Below are 21,749 nucleotides of genomic sequence, written 5' to 3'. Positions count from 1 at the left end.
GAACGGCTCTAGCCGAGCAGCCCCCGCGCCAGGGCCCGCACATCCTGCGCCGCCGGGCAGGTGGGGTGCCGGGTCAGCAGGGGGGTCTGGTGGCGGATGGCATCCGGCACCTTCGGATCCCGCCGCACCACCCCGGCCAGCACCAGGCCGCGGGCGAGAAAGCGCTTTGTCGCGGCCTCCAGCGTCGCATGGGTGCGCTGGCCGCTGGCGGCGCTGCCGGCCAGGTTCACCACCAGCCGCGCCTCGCCGCCCGGCGCGTCCTTCGCATGCAGCTTCAGCACGGCATAGGCATCGGTCAGGCTGGTCGGCTCCTCCGTCGCCACCACCAGCAGCAGGTCGGCCTGCGCCGCCAGCCGGCGCTGCGGCGCCTCCACCCCCGCGCCGAGATCCACCACGACATCCTGGAACTGGTCCGAGAGCTGGCGTGGCAGGTCCAGCGCCGCCTCCAGCGCCGGGCCGGCGAGGCTGGCCAGGGCGCCGCTGCCGGACCGCCCGGCGAGCAGATGAAAACCGGCCGCCAGCGCCATGGTGGCGGTCACCGCCGAAGCGCCGGCCAGCACAGCGGAAAGATCCCGCCCCGGGTTCAGCCCCAGCTGCACATCCGCATTGGCCAGGCCGAGATCGGCATCCATCAGCACCACGCGGCGGCCCTGCTCGGCCAAGGCCTGCGCCAGGGTGATGGAGAGCCAGGTCTTGCCGACGCCCCCCTTGCCGGAGGCGACGGCGATGATCCGTCCCGTCATGCTCGCTCCTGCACCGCCGGCGGGGCGGCAAGGCGCCGCGCCAGGCCTTCCGGCGAAAGGGGTTCCAACCCGTCCGAGGCATCAGGCCCGGTGCCGGCCTCGGTCAGCTTCAGGCCCACCGCCGCGGCGGCCAGCACGCTGCCCAGCCGCCGGGCACTGTCCAGGCGCGTCGGCAGCAGGTAGCGGCAGCCCAGCAGCTGGAAGGCGGTCGCCGTCTCCGCCGCCTCCTCCGCATCCAGCCCGGCGGGCAGCACCAGCACGCAGGCGCCGCGCGCCACCTCCAGCATCGCCGCCAGGGCGCGGGCGCCGGCCGGGTTGAAGGGGTCGCAGCCCGGCAGGTCCACCAGCACCGGCTGACCCGCCGCGCGCCGCGCCAGGGCCTTGCCGAGCGCCGAGGGAGTATTGGCGATGGCCAGCGGCAGTTCCAGCACGCGGGCGAAGGCGGCCAGCTGTTCCGCGGCACCGGCCCGCCGGCCATCGGCGCTGATCAGCAGCGGCCGCGTGCCGGCCAGCACCAGCCGCGTGGCGAGTTTCGCGGTCGTCAGCGTCTTGCCCGCGCCGGGCGGGCCGGCCAGCAGCAGCGGCGCCGGGCCGAGCGGCAGCTTCGCGAAGCCCAGCACGGATTCGAGCGCCGCCGGCAGCCGGCCCTCCGCCAGCCGCTGGGCCAGCACCGCCGGCACATTGTGGCGCGCGAGGGCGGGCGGGATGGGACGCGCGCGCGGCGCATCCGGCGCGATCATCAGCGGCTCGTCATCCAGCTGGTCCAGCGCCGCCGTCACCTCCACCCCGCCGGCGACTCGGCGGGTGGAGAGCAGCACGGCATCCTCGCCCAGCTCGGCGCGCAGCTGCGCCAGCGCGTCGGAAAGCCTGGCGGCGCGGATCACGCGAAGCTTCACGCGTGGGGCTCCGTCACTGCCCGGCCTTTCACTGGACCGTACCGATCGTGCGGATGCGGGCGCGCGCATGGATCTCGGTATGCGCCAGCACCATGGTCGCCGGCCGGAAGCGCTCCACCACGGCGCGCAGATGCGCGCGGATGCTGCCCGAGCAGACCAGCACCGCGGGCTCGCCCTGCGCGCTCGCCGCATCGAAGGCGCTGCGCAGCGCCGTCATGAAGGCCGAGAGCTTCGAGGGCGCCATGGCGAGCTGCTTCTCCTCGCCGGGCCCGATCAGCGATTCCGCGAAAGCCTGTTCCCATTCGGCCGAGAGGGCGATGATCGGCACATAGCCCTGCGGCCCGCGCGCGGCATCGCTGATCTGGCGCGCGAGGCGCGTGCGCACCATGGCGAGGATCGGGCTGAGCGAGCGGGCGCCGCTCGCCGCCGCCTCCTGCATGCCCTCCAGGATGGTCGGCAGGTCGCGGATGGAGACGCGCTCCGCCAGCAGCGCCTGCAGCAGCCGCTGCACCGTGCCGATGCTGGCCTGCGCCGGCACCAGATCCGCCACCAGCCGCTTGTGCTCCGGCGGCATCTCGTCCAGCAGTTTCTGGGTCTCGGCGAAGGACAGCATCTCGGGCATGTATTCCCGGGTGACCTCCGTGAGGTGTGTCGCCAGAACGCCCGCGGCATCCACCACGGTACAGCCGAGCGCCAGCGCCTCCTCGCGGCGAAACTCCTCGATCCAGGCGGCGGGCAGGCCGAAGGTGGGTTCCTGCACCCGCTCGCCGGGAATGGCAGGCGGATTGCCGGAGGGGTCGATCGCCAGGTGCAGCGGCGGCTTCAGCGATCCGCGCCCGGCCTCGATCTCCTTCACCCGGATCACATAGGTATCCGGCGGCAATTGCAGATTGTCCTGGATGCGCACGCTGGGCAGCACGAAGCCCAGCTCCTGCGCCGTGGTCTTTCTCAACGTACGGATCTGCTCGGACAGCCGCGGCGCGTCGCCGGCGGCGAGGCTCAGCAAGCCGTAGCCGAGCTCGAGGCGCAGCAGATCCATCTTCAACGAATCACTGGCAGGCGGCTCGCCCGGCGGCGGCGGCGGCGCCTCCGCCACGGCGCGCTTCGTGCGTTCCGCGAGATCCTGCAGCCGCGCCGCCCAGACCGCGCCCCCGGCCAGCGCCAGGAAGGGGATCAGCGGCATGCCCGGCAGCAGGCCCATCACGACAGCGGCGCCAGCCGCCAGCCGCATCGGCTTGGCACCGCCGAGCTGCAGGGCCAGCGCCTCATCCGCACGGCCCTCGACGCCGCCCTTGGTCACCACGATGCCGGCGGCGAGCGAGACCAGCAGCGCCGGGATCTGCCCCACCAGCCCATCGCCCACCGTCAGCATGGAATAGGTGGTCACCGCCTCGCCGAAGGGCAGGCCCTGGCGGATGGTGCCGATGGCGATGCCGGCCAGCAGGTTGATCAGCGTGGTGACGAGGCCCGCGATGGCATCGCCGCGGACGAATTTCGCGGCACCATCCATGGCGCCGTAGAAGCCGCTTTCCTCCTCCAGCTCCCGCCGCCGGATGCGGGCCTGTTCCTCGGTCAGCAGGCCGGCGGAGAGATCGGCGTCGATCGCCATCTGCTTGCCCGGCATGGCATCCAGGCTGAAGCGCGCCGCCACTTCCGCGATGCGGCCGGAGCCCTTCGAGACGACCACGAAGTTCACCAGCAGCAGGATGGCGAAGACGATGAGGCCGACCAGCACGTCGCCGCCCATCAGGAAGCCGCCGAAGGCCGAGATCACATGTCCGGCGGAGGCCGGGCCCTCATGCCCATGCGTCAGGATGGCCCGCGTGGTGGCGACATTCAGCGCCAGGCGCAGCAGCGTGGTCAGCAGCAGCACGGTGGGGAAGCTGGTGAAGTCCAGCGGCCGCTTCATGAAGAGCGAGACCATCAGCACCAGGACGGAGGCTGTCATCGACAGCGCCAGCCCGGCATCCATCAGCCAGGTCGGCAGCGGCACCACCAGCACCGCGACCAGCAGCACCACGCCGAGCCCGAGCGCGACATCGCCCGTCGGCCGGGCGCGGCCAAGCCAGGCGGGAAGGACCAGACCGCCCATGGGTCAGACCGCGATCTGCAGCGGCGAAGGCGGCGGCGCCTGGCCGGGCGCGGGTGGCACGGCAATGCCGGCGCTGCGGTATTCGCCCAGCTTGTTGCGCAGCGTGCGGATGGAGATGCCCAGGATCTCGGCGGCGCGCGTGCGATTGCCGAGGCAATGCGACAGCGTCTCCAGGATCAGCTCGCGCTCCACCTCCTCCACCTTGCGGCCGACCAGGGATGCGACCTTGCCGCCCGGTGCCGGCGCCGCGGCAGGTGCCTCCGGCGTGGGCGTGGGCGTGGCAACGGGGGGCGGCGTGGCGGGGCGTGCCAGCTCGATCGCCTCGGGCCCGATCTCCGGCCCCTCCGCCAGCAGCACGGCGCGGTGGATGGCATTCTCCAGCTCCCGCACATTGCCCGGCCAGGCATGCGCCAGCAGCAGGTGGCGGGCGAGCGGCGACAGCGGGCGCGGCGGCAGGCCGTTCACCTGCGCATAGCGGGCGCAGAAATGCTCGGCCAGCGGCAGGATATCGGCGGGTCGCTCGCGCAGCGGCGGAATCCGCAGCGCCACCACGTTCAGCCGGAAATACAGGTCCTCGCGGAACCGCCCCGCCGCGACCTCGGCGGCCAGGTCCCGATGCGTCGCCGCGATGATCCGCACATCCACCTTCAGCGGCGCGCCGCCGCCCAGCCGGTCCACCTCCCGCTCCTGGATCACGCGCAGAATCTTGGCCTGAAGGCGCGGGTCCATCTCGCCGATCTCGTCCAGCAGCAGCGTGCCGCCCTCGGCCTGCTCGAACTTGCCCTTGCGCGTGGCGATGGCGCCGCTGAAGGCGCCCTTCTCATGGCCGAAGAGCTCCGATTCCAGCAGCGTCTCCGGCAGCGCGGCGCAGTTCAGCGCGACGAAGGGGCCGCGCGCGCGCTTCGACAGCGCGTGCAGGTGGCGCGCCATCACCTCCTTCCCCGTGCCGCTCTCGCCGGTCAGCAGGACGGAAGCCTCGGCGCGGGCCAGCGTCGCCGCGCGCGCCATCAGCGTGGTCATCGCGGCATCACGCGCCAGCGGCGCATCCGCCTCCCGCGTCGCGCCGGCGGCCTCCAGCATGGCGATGATGAGATCGGCATCCGGCGGCAGCGGCAGGAAGTCCCGCGCGCCGGATTCGATGGCGCGCACGGCGGCATCCGCATCCTCGGCGCGGCCGCAGGCGACCACGGGGCAGGCGATGCGTTCGGCGGCCAGCGCCTGCACCAGCCAGACCACGTCATGCCGCAGATCGACCAGGGCGAGATCCGCGCCTTCGCCGCGCAGCCGCTCCAGCCCCGCCGCGACGCCCTCGGCATGGCCGAGCTTGGCGCCGCGCGCGATGGCGACGCGCGCGGCGGCGCCGAGCTCGCCTTCCAGCGATCCGATGATGAGCAGCCGTGCCATGCGCTCAGCCGCCCCGGTCGGACTTGACGATTTCCGTCATGGTGACGCCCAGGCGGTTGTCATCCACCATCACCACCTCGCCACGTGCCACCAGGCGGTTGTTGACATAGATGTCGACCGCCTCGCCCAGCTTGCGGTCCAGCTCCACCACCGCGCCGCGGCCCAGCTTCAGCAGCTGCGAGACCTGCATGGTGGCGCGGCCGAGCACGGCGCTGACCTGCACGGGAATGTCATAGACCGCATCCAGGTCGCGCGGCCCGGCCGGGCTGGTCGAGCCCTGCTGCGCCTCCGTCGCCGGCACCGCCTCGAAGCCGTCCTGCCCGCTCATGAACTCGGTTCCTCCCCCATTGTGGTGGGCTCTGTCGTGATATCCAGGCCGGCGATGCGCAGCACCTCCGCCACCGCGGCGCGGCGCGCGGCCAGCGAGACCACCAGCGCGCCGTCGCGCCAGGCCAGGCGCGCATCGCCCGGCGCCACCGCGGCATCGCCGCGCACTTCCGGCCCGCCATGCGGCATCCGCGCCGCGATCGCCTCCGCCAGCTTCGGCGCCACATGCAGCACCGCTTCCGGGCGATCCGCGATGGCCGGCAGCATGGGCACCAGAAGATGCGGCACGATGTCCGCCCCCAGCCGCGCCGCGGCGCCGGGCAGGGCATGGTCCAGCATGCGCAGCAGCAGCAGGGCCAGCGCCTCGGCCGAGGCAGAGGCGGTCTCGCGGCCGACCTCCGCGGCCTCGGCCAGCAGCCCGGACGTGCGCTCCAGCGCGCGCTGGATCGCGGCTTCCTGCGCGCGGGCCTGCTCGGCGCGGCCTTCCGCCAGCCCGGCCGCATGGCCCAGGGCGCGGCCCTCCACGATGCCGGCGGCGCGCGCCTCGGCCAGCAGCACCTCCGGATCCGGCGGCGGTGGTGGCGGCGGCTCCGGCGGTGCGCCGAGATCGGGCAGGGGCAGGGCCAGCTTCATGCCAGCATCTCGTCATCGCGCCCGTCGGCGATCTGGATCTGGCCCTGGGCGGCGAGGTCCTTGGCGATGCCGACGATCTGCGCCTGCGCGTCGTCCACGTCGCGCAGCTTCACCGGGCCCATGCCCGCCAGGTCGTCCTTCAGCAGCTTGGAGGCGCGTTCGGACAGGTTGCGGAAGAACATGTCGCGCAGCGTCTCCGACGCGCCCTTCAGCGCCAGTGTCAGCTTGTCCTTCGGCACCGCGCGCAGCAGCGCCTGGATGCCCTGCGCGTCCAGGCGCTGCAGGTCGTCGAAGGTGAACATCAGCGCGCGGATCTTCTCCGCGCTCTCGCGGGAACGTTCCTCCAGCGCCGAGAGGATGCGGCCTTCCGCGGCGCGGTCGAGGTTGTTGAAGATCTCGGCCATCACCTCATGCGCATCGCGGCGCGAGCCGCGCGCGAGGTTCGACATGAACTCCATGCGCAGCGTGCGCTCGACGCCTTCCAGCGCTTCCTTCTGCACGGTTTCCATGCGCAGCATGCGCATCACCACTTCCATGGCGAAGCCTTCCGGCAGCAGCGACAGCACGCGCGCCGCATGGTCCGGCCGGACCTTGGACAGCACCACGGAGACGGTCTGCGGATATTCGTTCTTCAGGTAGTTCGCGAGCACCGCCTCGTTCACATTGCCCAGCTTGTCCCACATGGTGCGGCCGGCCGGGCCGCGGATCTCCTCCATGATCTGGGCGACGCGCTCCTTCGGCAGCGTCTTCAGCAGCATCCGCTCCGTGCTCTCATAGGAGCCGACGAGGTGGCCGGCCTGGCCGATCTGGCTGGCGAAATCCTGCACCACCGCCTCGACCGTCGCGGCGCCGACGGAGCCCAGCGCCGCCATGGCCAGCGACAGGTCGCGGATCTCATCCTCATGCAGCCGCGTGAAGATCTTGGCGGCATGCTCCTCGCCGAGCGCGAGCATCAGGGTGGCGGCCTTCTGCGGACCGGTCAGCGTCGTGCTCATAGCCCCTCCGGCGGCGCCAGCCAGCGGCGGATCACCGTCACGGCGGCATCGGGATTGTTGTCGACCATCTCGGCCAGCGCCGCGAGGGCGGAGGCGCGCATCTGGCCCTCGATGCGCGCGACCTTCACCATCGCGTCCTCTTCCTCCTCCGTCGCCGCCTCGCCCTGCGGCAGCAGCGGGGTGCCGCCGGGGCCGCCCACCTGGGCGGGGCCGGTGATGGTGCCATTGGCCTGGGCCAGCGCCGCCTCCGCCGCGCTGGTGAAGGTCACCGTATTGCCATCCGGCCCGATGCCCACCAGCACCGGCTGCGGCGCCATGGCCAGCACCAGCCGGTTCGCCACCGGCTTGCCAATCAGCAGGATGGCGGCCAGCGCCACCAGGGCCAGGATGCCGCTTTCGATCAGCCGGCCCATCAGCGCCGGCGGCAGGGTCTGGCCGAGGATGGAGAAGCCTTCCGGCGAGGTCTCGCCCTGCGCGGGCTCGACGAAGCGCAGGCTCACCACCTCCACCTTGTCGCCGCGCTCCTCGTTGAAGCCGACGGCGGAGCGGGCGAGGGACATGATGCGGCCCAGCTCATCCGCATTGCGCTCGCGGAAGCGCGGCGGCGCGCCATCCGGCTGCGGTTCCCAGATGCCATCCACCAGCACGGCGAGCGACAGGCGCTTCACCGCCGGCTGTTCCCGCACCGTATTGCGCGTCAGCCGGCCGATCTCGAAATTCGTCGTCTCCTCGGACCGCTGCTGCTCGCTGCGGTTGCCGCCGGCCTGCGCCTCGGCACCCGGCAGCTGGTTGGCGACGGAGACATTGCCGGCCTCGCCGCTGCGGTTGCTTTCCGTCGAGGATTGCGTGCTGCGCGGCACCTGGTTTTCGGGGTCGAAGCGCTCCTCCGTCGTCTGGATGCGCTCGAAATCCATCTCGACCGAAGCCTCCGCGCGCACGCGCCCCGGGCCCAGCGTGCGCTCCAGCAGATCCTCCACGGCGCGGGCGAGGCGCAGTTCGGTCGTGCGGCGCAGTTCCTCGGCGGTCTGCGCCGCGGCGGGGCCGGTCAACGCCTGGCCGCCGCGTGCCAGCAGCTCGCCGCGGCTATCGACGATGGAGACCTGCTGCGGCCGCAGCCCGGGCACCGCAGCGGCGACCAGGTGCAGCACCGCCTGCACGCCCTCCCGGTCCAGCCGCTGCGCGCCCTGCATGGTCAGCACCACGCTGGCCTGCGCCTCCCCGCGCTCGCGGGAGAAAGGCTCGCGGCGCGGCAGCACCAGGTGGACACGGGCGGTGCGCACGCCCGTCAGGCCGCGGATGCTGCGGGCGATCTCGCCTTCCAGCGCGCGCAGGCGGTTCACATCCTGCTGGAAGGGGGTGGTGGTCAGGCTCTCGCCGCGGTCGAAGATCTCGTAGCCGACGGAACCGCCGCTCGGCAGGCCCTCGCGCGCCATCATCAGGCGGATGCGCGGCACATCCGATTCCGGCACCAGGATCTGCGCGCCGCCGGCGGACAGGCGATGGGGAATGCGGGCGCGTTCCAGGGCGGCCACCATCTGCCCCGCATCGCGCGGGTCCAGGTCACCATAGAGCAGCGCCATCGGCGGTTCCGAGGCGCGCATGGCCAGCATCGCCACCAGCCCGAGCACGGCGAGGCCCACGCCGGCCAGTGCCGCCAGGCGCAAAGGGCCGAGGCCGCGCAGCTGGGCGATCAGCCCCCCCATGCGGTCGCCCCCCTCTGCCTTGTCGCGCGCATCGCGCCGCGCCCCGTCGATCGCATCCTGCCATCCCCAGGCCGGACCAAGCCGGCTCGGCAGGTTCTGCCGGGTGCGGGGTAACGGCGCGGTTAATGGGGCGGCGATTTGTCGTGGGCGATCGCGGGCGGGCCGTCGCGGCAGCCGGCCGCCGCGGCCATTTCAGGCAGGAATTCCAGCAGCTTGCGCCGCGTGTCGGAGAGCTCAGCCGAGCTTCTTGTCGTAGGTGATCCACATGGTGCGCGTGGCGAGGCGGTCATAGACGCCGCGGCCGCGGTAATTGTCATCCGCGGTGATCCAGCGGATCACGCCCCAGCCGCGCTGCCGGCCGATCTCGGCCACCGCCTCGATCAGCGCATCGGCGATGCGACGGCCGCGCTGGGCGGGATCGACGAAGAGATCGTCCAGGAAGCCGCCGGTGCCGGCGGCCAGCGGCCGGGCGAAGGGGCGGTAATGCGCCAGGCCCAGCGCCGTGCCATCCGCATCCTCCGCCACCAGCGCCTTCACCTCATGCGCCGGGTCCATGATCCAGCCCCAGACGCGCGCGCGCATCTCGGCCGTCTGCTCCACCCGGTAGAAGGCGGCATAGCCGGCATAGAGCCTTTCCCAGTCCGCGCGGTGGCGGGGCGCGAGGGGGAGGATGGTGAAGCCGCTCATGCCGCCGCCTCCAGGCTGATGCGACCGGCGGCGGCCAGGCCGACGCAGATCGCGCCCACATGCATGGACTGCCCGATCAAGCCGCGTCGCAGCCCGGCCAGCACCTCCGCCACCGGCGGGGTCTCGACGCTGATGAGCTCCGTGGGCTCCGGCGTCGCCGGCGCCACCAGCCGCACGCCGGTGGCCAGCACGATGTGCAGGCGGTTGGTCTGGATCGCCGGATTGGCGTGGCCGGCATAGAGGTAGGTCCATTCGCCCCCGCCGTAGCCGGTTTCCTCCAGCAATTCGCGGCGCGCGGCGGCGATCGGGCCCGCATCCTCGCGGTCCATCACGCCGCCGGGCAATTCCAGCGACCAGCTCTGCGCGCCGTGCCGCCACTGGCGCACCATCACCAGGCGGTCATCCCCGGTCAGCGCCACCACGGCGCACCATTCGGGATAGTCCAGCACATACCAGGGGGCGATCTCGAGGCCGGCCGCGGTGCGCAGCCGGTCGGCGCGCAGCCGGATCCAGCGGTCCTCGACCAGGATTTTCGAGTCTGTGGTGGTCCAGGGGGGGGAGTCGGTGTCCATGCGCCACCCTCGCGCGGCGCGGCGGTGCGGCGCAAGGCCGGCGGGCGCGTGACAGTTGCGCGTAACCGCGGGCCGCGCGGCGGCGAAGCCCGGGCAGAACAACGAAAGGCTCGGCCCGATGCACCGCCGCCTCCTCCTGGCCCTGGCGCCGGTCCTGCTGGCCGGCCGGGCCCGCGCCGATGGGCCGCCACGCGCCATCAACCACCGCGCCGGCGTGGCGCTGGATGGCTGGGACGCCGTCGCCTGGTTCAGCGAAGCGCGTCCGCGCCGGGGCGATCCCGCCTTCCGTGCCGCGCATGCCGGGGTGGACTGGCACTTCGCCTCCGCCGCGCATCGCGCGCGCTTCCTGGCCGATCCCGCCGCCCATCTCCCCCGCTTCGGCGGCTTCTGCGCCTATGGCGTGGCACGCGGCTATAAGGTGGATATCGATCCGGAGTCCTGGCACATCCGCGATGGACTCCTGTACCTGAACTACGATCGGGGGGTGCAAAGGCAGTGGCAGCGCGACATCCCCGGCCATATCGCCCGGGCCGAGGCCAATTGGCCGCGGCTTGCGGAGAGCTGAGATGTCCAGCGAGGCGCTTTGCCTGCCCGGGCTGCCCTGCATGGGGCTGACGGGCGGCGAGGCGCGCTCCGCGCAGGAGGAACGCTGGGGCGGCCTGCTGGCCGCGGCCCAGGCTGGCGATGCGCGGGCCTATGACACCCTGCTGCGGGAGGTGACGCCGCGGCTGCGCCAGATCGCGCGCGCCCGCATCCGCGATGCGGCAGAGGTGGAGGATGCGGTGCAGGACGCGCTGATGACCATCCACGCGCTGCGCCATACCTATGACCCGGCGCGGCCCTTCGGCCCCTGGATGACCACCATCGCGACGCGCCGCGCGATCGACCGGCTGCGCCGCCGCGGCCGCGGCGCCGGCCGCGAATCGACGCTGGACGAATTGCCCGAGACCGTGGCCGCGGTGGCGCCGGTGGCGGAGGAGCGGATCGCCGCGCGCAACCTGCGCGAGGCGGTGGCGGATCTGCCGGAAAGCCAGCGCACCGCGCTGCGCCTGGCGAAGCTGGAGGATCTGTCGCTGGCCGAGGCCTCCGCGCGCTCCGGCCTCAGCGTCGGCGCGCTGAAGGTGGCGACGCACCGGGCCATGCGGTCGCTGCGCCGCCGCTTCGGCGTGGAGGAAGGAGACGAGCGTGCAGACCGATGAGCTGATCAGCCGGCTGTCGCAGGGCCTGGCCCCGGTGCGGCGGGTGACCCCGCCGATGCGGGCGGCCTTCGGCTGGCTGGCCCTGGCCTTCGGCGTGGTGGCGGTGGGCGTCGCGCTCTCCGGCTTCCGGCACGACCTGGAGCAGCGGCTGATGCTGATGCATGAGCAGGTGAACATGGCGGCCGCCCTGGCCACCGGCGTGGCCGCCGCGGTGGCGGCCTTCCACCTGGCGCTGCCCGACCGCAGCGAACGCTGGGCGCTGCTGCCGCTGCCCTTCGCCGCCTTCTGGATCTCCGGCCTCGGCTGGGGCTGCATCGCGGAATTCCTCGCGCGCGGCTGGCCGGCGCTGGGCATGAGCCTGGGCTGCATGAGCTTCATCATCGGCTTCGGCGCGCCGCTGACGCTGGGTATGCTGTGGATGACGCGCCACGCGGCGCATATCCGGCCCGGCCCGGTTGCGGCGCTCGCCGGTCTGGCGGCGGCGGCCATCGCCTCCGTCGGCCTGTCGCTGGTGCATCACCTGGATGCGGCGGCGATGGTGCTGATCTGGCATGGCGGATCAGTGCTGCTGGTGATGCTGCTGGCGCGCATCTGGGGCGCGCGGGCGATGCGGGCCATGGACAGCTGAGGGCGCCGGCCCGGGCGACCTGCCGTCGACCACACCGGAATGTGTTCGCGGCGGGCCGCGCACGACCGGGCAAGCCCGGCCAGGAGGGTGCGAAAGCCTAGGCGGAAAGGCCCGGAAGAGACACATTCCGCTCCGTGCCGCCCGGCCCCCGCCGGGCGGCCGCGAACCCTGCGGAGCCTGCGATGACCAAGCTGCCCGGCCAGGCCTTCCAGCGACCGCCGCGGATGCGGCGATGAGCAGCCTGGCCGCCGCCCTGGCGCAGCGCCTGGGCGCCCAGCATGTCGCGACCGATGCGGTCTCCTGCGCCCAGGCCACGGCGGATCTCTCCGACTGGCCCGGCAGCGTGCCGGCCGAGATCGTCATCCGCCCCGGCAGCACGGAGGAGACGGCGACGGCGCTGCGCCTGCTGGCCGAATTCGGCCGCGCCATCGTGCCGCGCGGCGCCGGCCTGTCCTATACCGCGGGCGTGGTCCCGCGGGCGCCGGCCATCGTGGTGGATACCAGGCGGCTGGACGGCATTTCCATCGATGCGGAGAACCTGACCGCGGTGGTCGGCGCCGGGGCCACCTGGCAGGCGCTGGCCGCGGCGCTGGCCCCGCATGGGCTTCGCGCGGCGCAGGCCTCGCCCGTCTCGGGCTCCGTCACCACCATCGGCGGCACGGTGGCGCAGAACCTGCCCGGCGGCATGGACGGAATCCTGGGCCTCGCCGTGGTGCTGGCGGATGGCAATGCGGTGCGCACCGGCGCGCTCGCGCTGCGCAATGCGCCGCCCTTCTGGCGGCATATGGGGCCGGATCTCACCGGCCTGTTCCTGGGCGATTGCGGCGCCTTCGGCGTGAAGACGGAGGTGGCGCTGCGCCTCGCGCCGAAATGCGCCGCCGCCTTCGCGTCCTTCGCCTTCGAGACCAGCGCGGCGATGATGGCGGCGATGGTGCGGATCGCCCAGTCCCGCACCGTGAACCGCGCCTTCGCCATGGACCCGCTGCCGCAGGCCGAGGCCACCCGGGCGGAGCCCGCCTGGGCGCTGCACCTGACGGCGGAGGGCGTCACCGCCCCGGCGGCGGAGGCGGGCATCGAGGCGGCGCGCGCTCTGGCCCTGGCCCAGGGCGGGCGGGAGATCCCGGCGAGCCTGCCGAAGACGCTATGGGCGCGGCCCTATTCGATCCGCGGCCTGGTCGGGCCGGGCGGGGAGCGCTGGGTGCCGGTGCATGGCATGCTGCCGCTGGGCGCGGCCGCCGCCTGCCTGGCGGCGCTGGAGGCGGAGTATGCGGCGATGGGCCCGGCCCTGGCCGAGGCCGGGATCAGCATCAGCCACATGATCTCCTCGCTCGGCGCCTATGTGACGATCGAGCCCATGTTCTACTGGCAGGACGCGCTGGATGCGCTGCATCTGGAGCACCTGCCGGAGGCCAGCCGCGCCCGCTTCGCGCATTTCCCGGCCAATCTTGCGGCGCGGGACCTGGTGCGCCAGGCGCGGGACCGCCTCTCGCTCATCATGGACCAGCATGGCGCGGTGCATGCCCAGCTCGGCCGCTTCTACAAGCTCGGCTCCCGCATGGAGCCGGGGGCGGCGCAGCTGCTGCATTCCGTCAAGGCGATGCTGGACCCGCGCGGGCGGATGAATCCCGGCGCCCTGGAAGGCTCGCAGGGATAGCTAGGCCGTCAATTCCGGCTGCATCACCCCGGCGGGCAGCACCACGCGCAGCGCCAGGTCGCGGTCCGCGCGCAGATGCTGGCGCATCAGGCTCTCCGCCTCCTCCGGCCGATTGGCGACCAGCGCCTCGATGATCTGGCCGTGCTCCGCCAGCGCGCGTTCCACCCGGCCATGGCGCAGGGTCAGCAGGCCGAAGCGATGCACCTGGTCGCCGAGCTGCGCCATGAACTGGGACAGGCGCGAATTGCCGGCCAGCCCCAGGATGCGGCTGTGCATCAGGACCGAGCTGTCATAGGCCGCGCGCAGCGCGCCCGCCTGCATATGCGCCAGCGCGTCCCGGTGGTCCGCCAGCAGCCCCTCGGCATCGGCCGGGCCCAGGCGTTCGGCCGCGATCCGGACGGCAAAGCCCTCCAGCTGCTCGCGCAGCTGATAGACCTCGACGATGTCATGCACCGAGAGCTCGGAGACCACGATGCCGCGCTGCGGCAGGATGCGGACCAGCCCGCCGCCGGCCAGTTCGCGCAGCGCCTCCCGGATCGGGGTGCGGCTGATCTGCAGCTCATCCGCCAGCTGGTTCTCGGAGAGCAGGGCGCCCGGCGCATAGCGGGAATCCAGGATGCCGCGCTTGATTGCCTCCAGCGCCTGCTCGCGCAGGCTGCGGGGGGCGGCTTCGCGCGGGCCGGCATCGCCGATCTCGCGCGGGGCGCGGTCGGAGGATTCACGCGGCGCGCGGGCAGTCTCGGTCTTGTCCCGTGTCATCGGCGCTTCCGTCACCCAATCGGGGCCGACCTGAATGGGCCGGCCACGACCAAGGTGTATACCGGGAGCGCCAGTTACGGCAAATCAGCGTGATTTCCAGCCGAGTGATGCCAAAATGTCATGGCTCGCCCGGATATCCGCATCCGGGTCGGCGCCGGGCTGCAGCGCATCCGTGATGATCTCCAGCACCGTCTGGCCCTGGTAGCCGATCTCCCGCAGCGCCGCGCCGGCGGCCGCCGCATCCACGATGCCGGTGCCGAGGCGGGTGTGCTTGAAGACCTCGTAGCCGCTGTCGGAGATATGGACGTTCTTGATGCGCTTCCCCAGCAGGCGGATGGCCGCCGCCACATCCTCCTTGATGAAGGCGCTGTTGCAGATGTCGAAGTTCAGCCCGACTTCGGGGCCGATCTCCTCGGCGAGGGAGAGCATGTCCTGCGCGCTCGGCGCCCAGGTGAAGGGCACGTTCTCCAGGATGATCTCAACGCCCGAGCCCTTCGCGAAATCGACCAGCTCGCGCATGCCTTCGAGGAACCAGGCGCGCATCCAGGGCAGCGGCGGGTCGATCAGCGAATTCACCGGGCCGGGAATGGCGCAGACATAGGGGCAGCCCCAGTCGGCGGCGAGGTCGATGGCCTCCCGGTACCGGTCCAGCGTATAGCGGCGCATCTTCGCGCAGACGCTGTTCGGGTTGTTGTCCAGCAGCGGATAGCAGAAGGAGGTGATGGCGGAGCCGCTGTCGGCGAGCCAGGATTTGTATTCGCGACGCTTCGCCGGCGTGAGCTCCGAGGGCCAGCAATGCGGCGGGAAGATCATCATCTCGAAGGCGCGATAGCCCTGGCGGTGCAGGTGCTGCATCGCGCCCAGCCCGTCATGCGAATAGAGGAAGGGAAAGGTGGAGACGGCAACCGGCAGGGCGGCCATGGGCATCCTCCTACAGCGTGTGTTCGAGACGGGTGTTGACGATCAGCTCGGCGATGGTGGCGGTATCCGGCAGCCGCAGCAGCAGCGCCACGATCTCCGCCACGGTGGCGGGCGAAAGGCGCGTGGTGGAGATGCCGGGCAGGCCGGCCAACAACTCCGTGTCGATGGCACCGGGGCAGAGCGCGGTGACGCGCAGGCCATCCTCCCAGCCCGCGAATTTCGCGGCCTGGCTGAGCGCGACGAGGGCCTGCTTGGTCATGGCATAGCCGATGGAGACGCTGGCATCGCGGATGCGCTTGCCGTCGGTGGAGGCGATGTTGACCACGCGGCCATGCCCCGCGGCGCGCAGGTGGGGCAAGGCGCGGCGCGTGGCGCGGAAGGGCGCCTTCACATTGACGGTCCAGAGCTCGTCCAGCTCCGCCTCGCCCCCTTCGTCCCAGGTGACGCGGCGCAGGATGCCGGCATTGTTGATGAGCCCGTCGAGCCGGCCATGCCGCGCCACGGCAGCATCGATCCAGCCCTCCGCGCTTTCGGGATTCATCGCATCGTAGCGATGCACGCTGACACGCTCCTCGCCCAGGCCCAGCCGCTTCGCCGCGGAGGGATCACGCAGGCCGAGAGCCAGCGTATAGCCTTCCGCATGCAGGCGCCGCGCGATGGCCGCGCCCAAGCCGCGCGAGGCGCCGGAGAGGGCGATGACGCGGCCGGCGGCGGGCAGCAGCTCCGCGTCGCGCATGGTCAGAACAGGCCCTGATAGACGCCACCGTCATTGACGATGTTCTGGGCTGTCATGAAGCCGGCCTGGGCGCTGCAGAGATAGGCGACGAGATCGCCGCATTCGGCGGGGTCCGCGAAGCGCCCGGCGGGGCAGCCGGCGATGCGATCCTCCACCATCGCCTCATAGGTCGTGCCGCGGCGCGCCGCATGGCCGTGCAGGTTGGTGCGCAGCGCGTCCGTGTCGAACAGGCCGGGGCAGACCGTGTTCACCGTGACATTGTGCGGGATAAGTTCGCGCGCGATGGAGCCGATGGCGCCGGACAGCGCCACGCGCGCGGCATGGGAATGCGCGAAGCCGATCTGCGGAAACTTGATGAAGCTGACGGAGATGCTGACGACGCGGCCGAATTTGCGGTCGCACATGCCGGGCGTGGTGCGGCGGATCAGCTCCATCGAGGAATGGAAATGCACATCCCACCAATAGAGCCATTCCGCGCGGTCCCATTCCCGGAAATTGCCGGGCACCTGGCGGACACCGGGATTGCAGACCAAAATGTCTGGCGCCGGGCAGGCGGCGAGGATCGCGTCGCGCCCTTCCTCGGTGTTCACATCGGCGGCGACGATCTGCACCGCGACGCCGGTCTCGGCGCGCAGTTTCGCCGCAGCGTCTTCAAGCGCCTCCGCGCCGCGCGCCACGATGGTGAGGTTGGCGCCTTCTTTGGCGAGCGAGCGCGCGCAGGCCTCGCCGAGGCCGCGGCTGCCGCCGCAGACCAGCGCGTGGCGACCCTTGATGCCGAGATCCATGTCAGAGCAGCCCCAGTTCCTGCAGCCCGCTGCGCAGCCCATCCAGCGGCGCACCCGTGAGTGGCCGCAGCGGCGGGCGCGGCGTGCCGCCGCCGGCAAAACCCATCATGTCCATCGCTGCCTTGGTCGCCGGATAAAGCGTGCGGCCGCCGCTGACGAAAAGATCTGTCAGCCTGCGCCCCATCTCCTGCAGCTCCGCCGCATCCTCCCGCCCATCGCGCGCCGCGTAGTAGAGATCGAGGCAGCCGGTCCAGACATTCGGGAAGCAATCCACCGTGCCATCCGCGCCGAGCGCAACGGCCGGCACGCCAAAGACGGAGGAGGGGCCGCAGAAGACACGCAGCCGATCCTTCACCGCCAGCAGCGTGCCGTAGAAATTGTTCCAGTCGCCGGAGGATTCCTTGATGGCGACGATCTTCTCAAGATCCGCAAGACGGTCCGCCAGCGCAGGCGAGATCGCGTTCACCGCATTGCCGGGAATGTTGTAGGCGATGATCGGCAGTTGCACCGCATCCGAGACCGCCTTGTAGTGGGCAAAAATCTCGTCGTCGGTGAGCTTCACGAAAAAGGGCGGCAACACCAGCACGCCATCGGCGCCGGCCTCCTTCGCCTTGGCGGCCAGCGCGATGGTATCAGCCTCGCCCACGCAGCCTGTGCCGACAATGACGGTGCCGCGGCCGGCGGTAGCCTTCACCGCCTCGTGGTACAGCGCGGCGCGCTCGGCTAGGTCCAGCGCCCAGAACTCGCCGGTGCAGCCGCAGGCCACAATGCCCGTCGCGCCGGCATCCAGCATGCGGGTGACATTCGCCGCGAAGCCGGCGCTGTCGATGCGGCCCTGGCTGTCGAAGGGCGTGGTCAGGGCCGGCATGGGGCCCGACCAGTCGACATCGTCGCGGTTCATGCGGAAATCTCCTCGGTGGCACGCGCCTCGAGGCGCAGTTCGGTGGTGGCGTCGAACAGATGCAGGCGATCCGCCCGCAGGGCGAAGGGGACGATTTCGCCCGGCCGCAGATGCGATTCGGCCGGCGCGCGGGCGGTGAGGGAGGCGCCCTCCGCATCCAGCATCACGATGGTCTCGTGCCCGGTGGGCTCCACCACGCGCACGGTGGCGCGGAACGGACCCTCGCCCAGCAGCACATCCTCCGGCCGCACACCCAGCGCGACCTTGGTGGGGGCGCCCGTGACGTGGAAGGGCACGGTGATGGCGGGGTGGCGGAAGACGCGGCCGTTGAATTCGCCATGCACGATGTTCATCGGCGGCGTGCCGATGAAGCTGGCGACAAAGAGGTTGGCGGGCCTGTCATAGACCTCCCGCGGCGGCGCGAATTGCCGCAGCTCGCCGCCCTCCATCACCGCGATGCGATCCGACATCGTCATCGCTTCCAGCTGGTCATGCGTCACATAGACGAAGGTGCGGCCGAGCTGGCGATGCAGCTCGATCAGCTCCGCCCGCATATGCGCCCGCAGCTTGGCGTCCAGGTTCGACAGCGGCTCATCCAGCAGGAAGACCTTCGGGCTTCGAACCAGGGCGCGGCCGAGCGCGACACGCTGCTGCTGCCCGCCCGAAAGCTGCCGCGGCTTGCGGTCCAGCAGCGCCTCCAGCTTCAGCATGGCCGCGATGCGCTTCACTTGCGCCTCACGCTCCCCGCGGGCCATGCCCTGCTTCTTCAGCGGATAGGCGATGTTCTCGCCCACCGTCATATGCGGATAGAGCGCGTAGGACTGGAACACCATGGCCACGTCGCGCTTGCCCGGCGCCACGTCATTCACCACGCGGCCGCCGATGCTGATGGTGCCGCTGGTCGGAAACTCCAGCCCTGCCAGCATCCGCAGGCTGGTGGTCTTGCCGCAACCGGATGGACCGAGCAGCGAGACGAATTCCCCGGCGCCGATCGCCAGGTCCAGCTCCCGCACCGCGACGGCGTTGCCAAAGGCCTTGCGGACCTTGCTGAAGGTGACCTCCGCCGCGCTCATCCCTTCACGCCACCCGCGCCGAAGCCGCGCGTCAGGTATTTTTGCAGGAAGGCGAAGATGATGATGAGCGGCACGCTCATCATGACGGAGGCAGCCATCAGCAGGGACCATTCGATGTTGAAGGCGCTGACCAGCATGCTCATCACCCCGGTGGTGAGCGGCCGCGCCTCGTCCGTGTTCACCAGCACCAGCGCGTAGAGATACTCGTTCCAGGACAGGATGAAGGTGAAGAGACAGGTGGAGATGATGCCCGGCAGCGCCTGCGGCAGGATGACGTCGACAAAAGCCTCCATCCGCGTCGCGCCATCCACCAGCGCCGCCGATTCCAGATCGTCCGGAATGCCCTGCATGAAGCTGCGCAGCAGCCACAGCGCATAGGGCAAAGCGAAGCTGGTATAGGCGATGACCAGGCTCAGCAGCGAATTGGCGATGCCGAGCCAGACCATCAGCAGATACAGCGGCAGGATCAGCACAACGGAGGGAAGTAGGTAGGTGAAGAGCACCAGCTGTGCCAGTCTCTCCCGCCCCGGATAGCGGAAGCGCACCAGGCTATGCGCGCCGAGCGTCGCCACCGCCACCACCAGCACTGTGGTGGAGAAGGACAGGATCAGCGAATTGCGCATATAGGTGAGGAAGGGCGTCTCCCACAGCAGGCGCGCGTAGTGCTCGAAGGTGATCTGTTCCGGCCAGAAGGTCGGCGGCATGCGGAACAGCTCGAACTGCGGTTTTACGGAGGTCAGCACCATCCACAGCAGCGGGAAGGCGGTGACCAGCACGATGGTCCAGGCCATCAGGTTGAACAGCACGCGCTTCACTTGGCGGCATCCTGCTTGGCCTGCCGCAGATACAGCAGCATGAAGACCAGCATGACGAACATCATGGCGACGGCCACCGCGGTGGCGCGGCCCATGGCATCCATGCCGAAGGCTTCCTTGTAGACCATCAGCGGCAGCGTCTGCGTCGCGATCAGTGGCCCGCCGCCGGTCATCAGGTAGATCAGGTCGAATTCCTTGAAGTCCCAGATGGCGCGCAGCAGCACCACCACCAGCAGCACATCCTTCAGCTGCGGCAGCGTCACATCCCAGAAGCGGCCCCAGGCGCCGGCGCCATCGATCGTCGCCGCCTCATACAGATTGTCCGGAATCGTCTGCAGCCGCGCCAGCACGGCGATGACGACGAAGGGGAAGTATTTCCAGGCGCCGACCAGCACGATGCTGACCATGGCATTCGGCATGGAGCCCAGCCAGTCCAGCGGCATGTTCAGCAGGCCCGCCGAGATCATCAGGTGGTTCAGGATGCCATAGAGGTCGTTGAACAGCCAGCGCCAGACCAGCACGGCGACGACGGTGGAGACGAAGTAGGGAAACAGGATCAGGCTGCGCGCCAGCGACCGGAAGATGATGGCCTGGTGCAGCATCAGCGCGGCGGCGATGCCCAGCACCACCTGCAGCGTGAGCGTGCAGATGGTCCAGATCAGCGTATTGGCCAGCGAATGCCAGAACTCCCCGCCCGCCAGCAGTTCCGCGTAATTCGACAGGCCGACGAAGTGGCCCTGCAGCGTCGGCGTATAGATCGAGAACAGGCTGAGATAGATGGCCGAGACCAGCGGATAGACGATGACGGCGCAGAAGATCAGCACGCTGGGGGCGATCAGCATCACCCCCAGCCAGGCATCGCGTCGGTCGAGCGGATTCGTGGCAGGCTTCACGCGCAGGATCAGCCGCGCATGATCTGCTCGAGCCGCTGCGCGGTGGTGGAGACCACCTGCGCCACCGGCTCGTTGTTCACGACATAGCGCTGCACCGCTTCCGCCAGCACATGGCTCGCGATGATGCGGCCCGCCGCGGTGTTCGGCTTATGCGAAGTGCTCTCCCATCCCAGGTTGTGCCCGGCCGCCGCAGCGGTGGACATGCGATCCACCTCCGCGCGGTATTTCTGGATCAGCGCATTCTCCTGATAGGCCGGCATGGCGCTGATGGTCTTCAGCACCGGCAACACATGGCCCGGCGCCGCATGCAGCTGGCGGATATATCCATCGGCGCGGAACAGATGCGCGGCGAAGCGCTTCGCCAGCGCCATGTTCGGCGCCACCTTCGGGATCATCACGCTGGGGAAATCGTTGAAGGTCCAATGCGGCACGCTGGTCGAGATCGTCGGGTATTCGGCGCAGGTGATGCTGTCCGCGATCCGCGGATTCTGCGCCGCCACATTCGCCAGCACGCGGCCCGTGTAGATGCCGGTTGCGGTGGCGCCGGCGACGAAGCCGGTCAGGCTCTCGCCCCAGGAATAGTTGGTGGCGCCGGGCGGGCAGAACTCCCGCATCGACTTGTAGAATTCCAGCGCATTGCGGAAGGCGTCGCTATCCACCGCCACCTGCAGGTCCGGCGTGAAGATCTGCCCGCCGGCGCCATGCACGAAGCAGATGAAGATCAGGCTGGTCATCGAATTGCGCGCATAGGGCAGGGGCGCGCCATAGACGCCGCCGCGCTGCGTGCGCCGGCACAGGTCGCGCAGCTGGTCCCAGGTGCGGGGCGCCGCCTCCACGCCCGCGGCGCGCATCAGATCCGTGCGCAGCCACATCATGTTCGCCGCGGAATTGCCGATGCCGGTGCCGGCATACTGGCCCTGCGTGATCTCATAGATGCGGTTGGCGCCGTCATAGTAGTTCTCGGTGCCGACGGCCGAGATCACGTCGTTCATCGGCTCCAGCAGGCCGTTCTGCCAATAGGTCGCCACCGCGAAATGCGGCAGATGCGTCACCACCGAAGGCACCTGGCCGGAGGCGAAGGCGGCGGCCATCTGTGCCGGATAGCCTTCGTCGGAGGTCGCTTCGAAGACCACGCGCACGCCGGGATTGGCTTCCTCGAAGCTGCGGATCTGGAAGTTGTAGGCCTCGCGCTGTGCCGGCGCGGTCTGCGGCGACCACCAGCGCAGCGTGGTCTGCTGTGCCGCCGCGGGCCGCACGCCGGCGGCGGCAAGCCCCGCGGCGCCGAGCCCGAGGCTGCGGCGGGTAACGCCCTTGCTGGTGGTGTTCATTCTCT

Annotated in this window: 23 protein-coding genes; 4 read left to right on the top strand and 19 right to left on the bottom strand. The window is 70.8% G+C overall.

The features are described from left to right. Positions 1-8 precede the first annotated feature (8 nt). The 10 genes from ACTIF1_RS13340 to ACTIF1_RS13295 form a co-directional block, all read right to left on the bottom strand. Positions 9-743 (bottom strand): nucleotide-binding protein, encoded by a 735-nt coding sequence (locus tag ACTIF1_RS13340; RefSeq protein ID WP_439596924.1) that lies wholly within the window; start codon positions 741-743, stop codon positions 9-11. Continuing rightward, entirely contained in the window at positions 740-1,639 is a 900-nt protein-coding gene (locus tag ACTIF1_RS13335) for a GTP-binding protein (RefSeq protein ID WP_439596923.1), read from the bottom strand. The genes ACTIF1_RS13340 and ACTIF1_RS13335 overlap by 4 nt, the downstream gene beginning before the upstream one ends. 28 nt (positions 1,640-1,667) lie before the next feature. Further along, positions 1,668-3,731: a flagellar biosynthesis protein FlhA gene (gene flhA / locus ACTIF1_RS13330; protein ID WP_439596922.1), complete on the bottom strand. Its 2,064-nt coding sequence runs from the start codon at positions 3,729-3,731 to the stop codon at positions 1,668-1,670. A gap of 3 nt (positions 3,732-3,734) precedes the next feature. After that, a complete protein-coding gene (locus ACTIF1_RS13325) occupies positions 3,735-5,135 on the bottom strand; it encodes a sigma-54-dependent transcriptional regulator (protein ID WP_439596921.1) in 1,401 nt (466 codons plus the stop codon). Positions 5,136-5,139: 4 nt separating this feature from the next. Continuing rightward, on the bottom strand, positions 5,140-5,463 hold the full coding sequence (gene fliN / locus ACTIF1_RS13320) for a flagellar motor switch protein FliN (protein ID WP_439596920.1): 324 nt from the start codon (positions 5,461-5,463) through the stop codon (positions 5,140-5,142). After that, positions 5,460-6,095 carry a hypothetical protein gene (locus ACTIF1_RS13315; RefSeq protein ID WP_439596919.1) on the bottom strand — a complete coding sequence of 212 codons (636 nt, stop codon included), beginning with the start codon at positions 6,093-6,095 and terminating at the stop codon, positions 5,460-5,462. The genes fliN and ACTIF1_RS13315 overlap by 4 nt, the downstream gene beginning before the upstream one ends. Then, complete coding sequence (gene fliG, locus ACTIF1_RS13310) at positions 6,092-7,090, bottom strand: flagellar motor switch protein FliG (RefSeq protein ID WP_439596918.1); 999 nt, start codon at positions 7,088-7,090, stop codon at positions 6,092-6,094. The genes ACTIF1_RS13315 and fliG overlap by 4 nt, the downstream gene beginning before the upstream one ends. Continuing rightward, positions 7,087-8,793 carry a flagellar basal-body MS-ring/collar protein FliF gene (gene fliF, locus ACTIF1_RS13305; RefSeq protein ID WP_439596917.1) on the bottom strand — a complete coding sequence of 569 codons (1,707 nt, stop codon included), beginning with the start codon at positions 8,791-8,793 and terminating at the stop codon, positions 7,087-7,089. Before fliF ends, fliG begins: the two co-directional genes overlap by 4 nt. Before the next feature lie 234 nt (positions 8,794-9,027). After that, positions 9,028-9,480, bottom strand: a complete 453-nt coding sequence (locus tag ACTIF1_RS13300) for a GNAT family N-acetyltransferase (RefSeq protein ID WP_439596916.1) — start codon at positions 9,478-9,480, stop codon at positions 9,028-9,030. Further along, positions 9,477-10,052 carry an NUDIX hydrolase gene (locus ACTIF1_RS13295; protein ID WP_439596915.1) on the bottom strand — a complete coding sequence of 192 codons (576 nt, stop codon included), beginning with the start codon at positions 10,050-10,052 and terminating at the stop codon, positions 9,477-9,479. Before ACTIF1_RS13295 ends, ACTIF1_RS13300 begins: the two co-directional genes overlap by 4 nt. Positions 10,053-10,170: 118 nt before the next feature. On the opposite strand from ACTIF1_RS13295, the gene ACTIF1_RS13290 reads away from it, so the two are divergent. From ACTIF1_RS13290 to ACTIF1_RS13275, 4 genes are all read left to right on the top strand, one after another. Further along, positions 10,171-10,617 (top strand): YHS domain-containing (seleno)protein, encoded by a 447-nt coding sequence (locus ACTIF1_RS13290; protein ID WP_439596914.1) that lies wholly within the window; start codon positions 10,171-10,173, stop codon positions 10,615-10,617. Position 10,618: 1 nt separating this feature from the next. Further along, a complete protein-coding gene (locus ACTIF1_RS13285; protein WP_439596913.1) occupies positions 10,619-11,251 on the top strand; it encodes an RNA polymerase sigma factor in 633 nt (210 codons plus the stop codon). Continuing rightward, positions 11,238-11,879: an NrsF family protein gene (locus ACTIF1_RS13280; RefSeq protein ID WP_439596912.1), complete on the top strand. Its 642-nt coding sequence runs from the start codon at positions 11,238-11,240 to the stop codon at positions 11,877-11,879. The genes ACTIF1_RS13285 and ACTIF1_RS13280 overlap by 14 nt, the downstream gene beginning before the upstream one ends. A gap of 232 nt (positions 11,880-12,111) precedes the next feature. Next, complete coding sequence (locus ACTIF1_RS13275) at positions 12,112-13,533, top strand: FAD-binding oxidoreductase (protein ID WP_439596911.1); 1,422 nt, start codon at positions 12,112-12,114, stop codon at positions 13,531-13,533. On the opposite strand, the gene ACTIF1_RS13270 is transcribed toward ACTIF1_RS13275, so the two are convergent. The 9 genes from ACTIF1_RS13270 to ACTIF1_RS13230 form a co-directional block, all read right to left on the bottom strand. After that, positions 13,534-14,292, bottom strand: a complete 759-nt coding sequence (locus ACTIF1_RS13270) for a GntR family transcriptional regulator (RefSeq protein ID WP_439596910.1) — start codon at positions 14,290-14,292, stop codon at positions 13,534-13,536. 84 nt (positions 14,293-14,376) lie between these two features. Continuing rightward, positions 14,377-15,213, bottom strand: a complete 837-nt coding sequence (locus tag ACTIF1_RS13265) for a sugar phosphate isomerase/epimerase family protein (RefSeq protein WP_439596909.1) — start codon at positions 15,211-15,213, stop codon at positions 14,377-14,379. Between the two features lie 10 nt (positions 15,214-15,223). Continuing rightward, positions 15,224-15,949 carry an SDR family NAD(P)-dependent oxidoreductase gene (locus ACTIF1_RS13260; RefSeq protein ID WP_439596908.1) on the bottom strand — a complete coding sequence of 242 codons (726 nt, stop codon included), beginning with the start codon at positions 15,947-15,949 and terminating at the stop codon, positions 15,224-15,226. Between the two features lie 2 nt (positions 15,950-15,951). Then, positions 15,952-16,734, bottom strand: a complete 783-nt coding sequence (locus ACTIF1_RS13255) for an SDR family oxidoreductase (protein WP_439596907.1) — start codon at positions 16,732-16,734, stop codon at positions 15,952-15,954. Position 16,735: 1 nt separating this feature from the next. After that, positions 16,736-17,635, bottom strand: coding sequence for a dihydrodipicolinate synthase family protein (locus ACTIF1_RS13250; RefSeq protein WP_439596906.1), 900 nt, complete (start codon positions 17,633-17,635; stop codon positions 16,736-16,738). After that, on the bottom strand, positions 17,632-18,708 hold the full coding sequence (locus ACTIF1_RS13245; protein WP_439596905.1) for an ABC transporter ATP-binding protein: 1,077 nt from the start codon (positions 18,706-18,708) through the stop codon (positions 17,632-17,634). The genes ACTIF1_RS13250 and ACTIF1_RS13245 overlap by 4 nt, the downstream gene beginning before the upstream one ends. Then, entirely contained in the window at positions 18,705-19,523 is an 819-nt protein-coding gene (locus tag ACTIF1_RS13240; RefSeq protein WP_439596904.1) for a carbohydrate ABC transporter permease, read from the bottom strand. Before ACTIF1_RS13240 ends, ACTIF1_RS13245 begins: the two co-directional genes overlap by 4 nt. Beyond that, entirely contained in the window at positions 19,520-20,416 is an 897-nt protein-coding gene (locus ACTIF1_RS13235) for a carbohydrate ABC transporter permease (RefSeq protein ID WP_439596903.1), read from the bottom strand. Before ACTIF1_RS13235 ends, ACTIF1_RS13240 begins: the two co-directional genes overlap by 4 nt. An 8-nt stretch (positions 20,417-20,424) precedes the next feature. Further along, positions 20,425-21,744: an ABC transporter substrate-binding protein gene (locus tag ACTIF1_RS13230; protein ID WP_439596902.1), complete on the bottom strand. Its 1,320-nt coding sequence runs from the start codon at positions 21,742-21,744 to the stop codon at positions 20,425-20,427. Positions 21,745-21,749: the final 5 nt, after the last annotated feature.

Origin of the sequence: Falsiroseomonas sp. (assembly GCF_051860665.1) — a bacterium.
In the GTDB taxonomy this organism is placed as follows: Bacteria; Pseudomonadota; Alphaproteobacteria; order Acetobacterales; family Acetobacteraceae; genus Falsiroseomonas.
The sequence above is the reverse complement of the archived record's forward strand: the minus strand, read 5'-3'. Positions and strand labels throughout refer to the sequence as shown.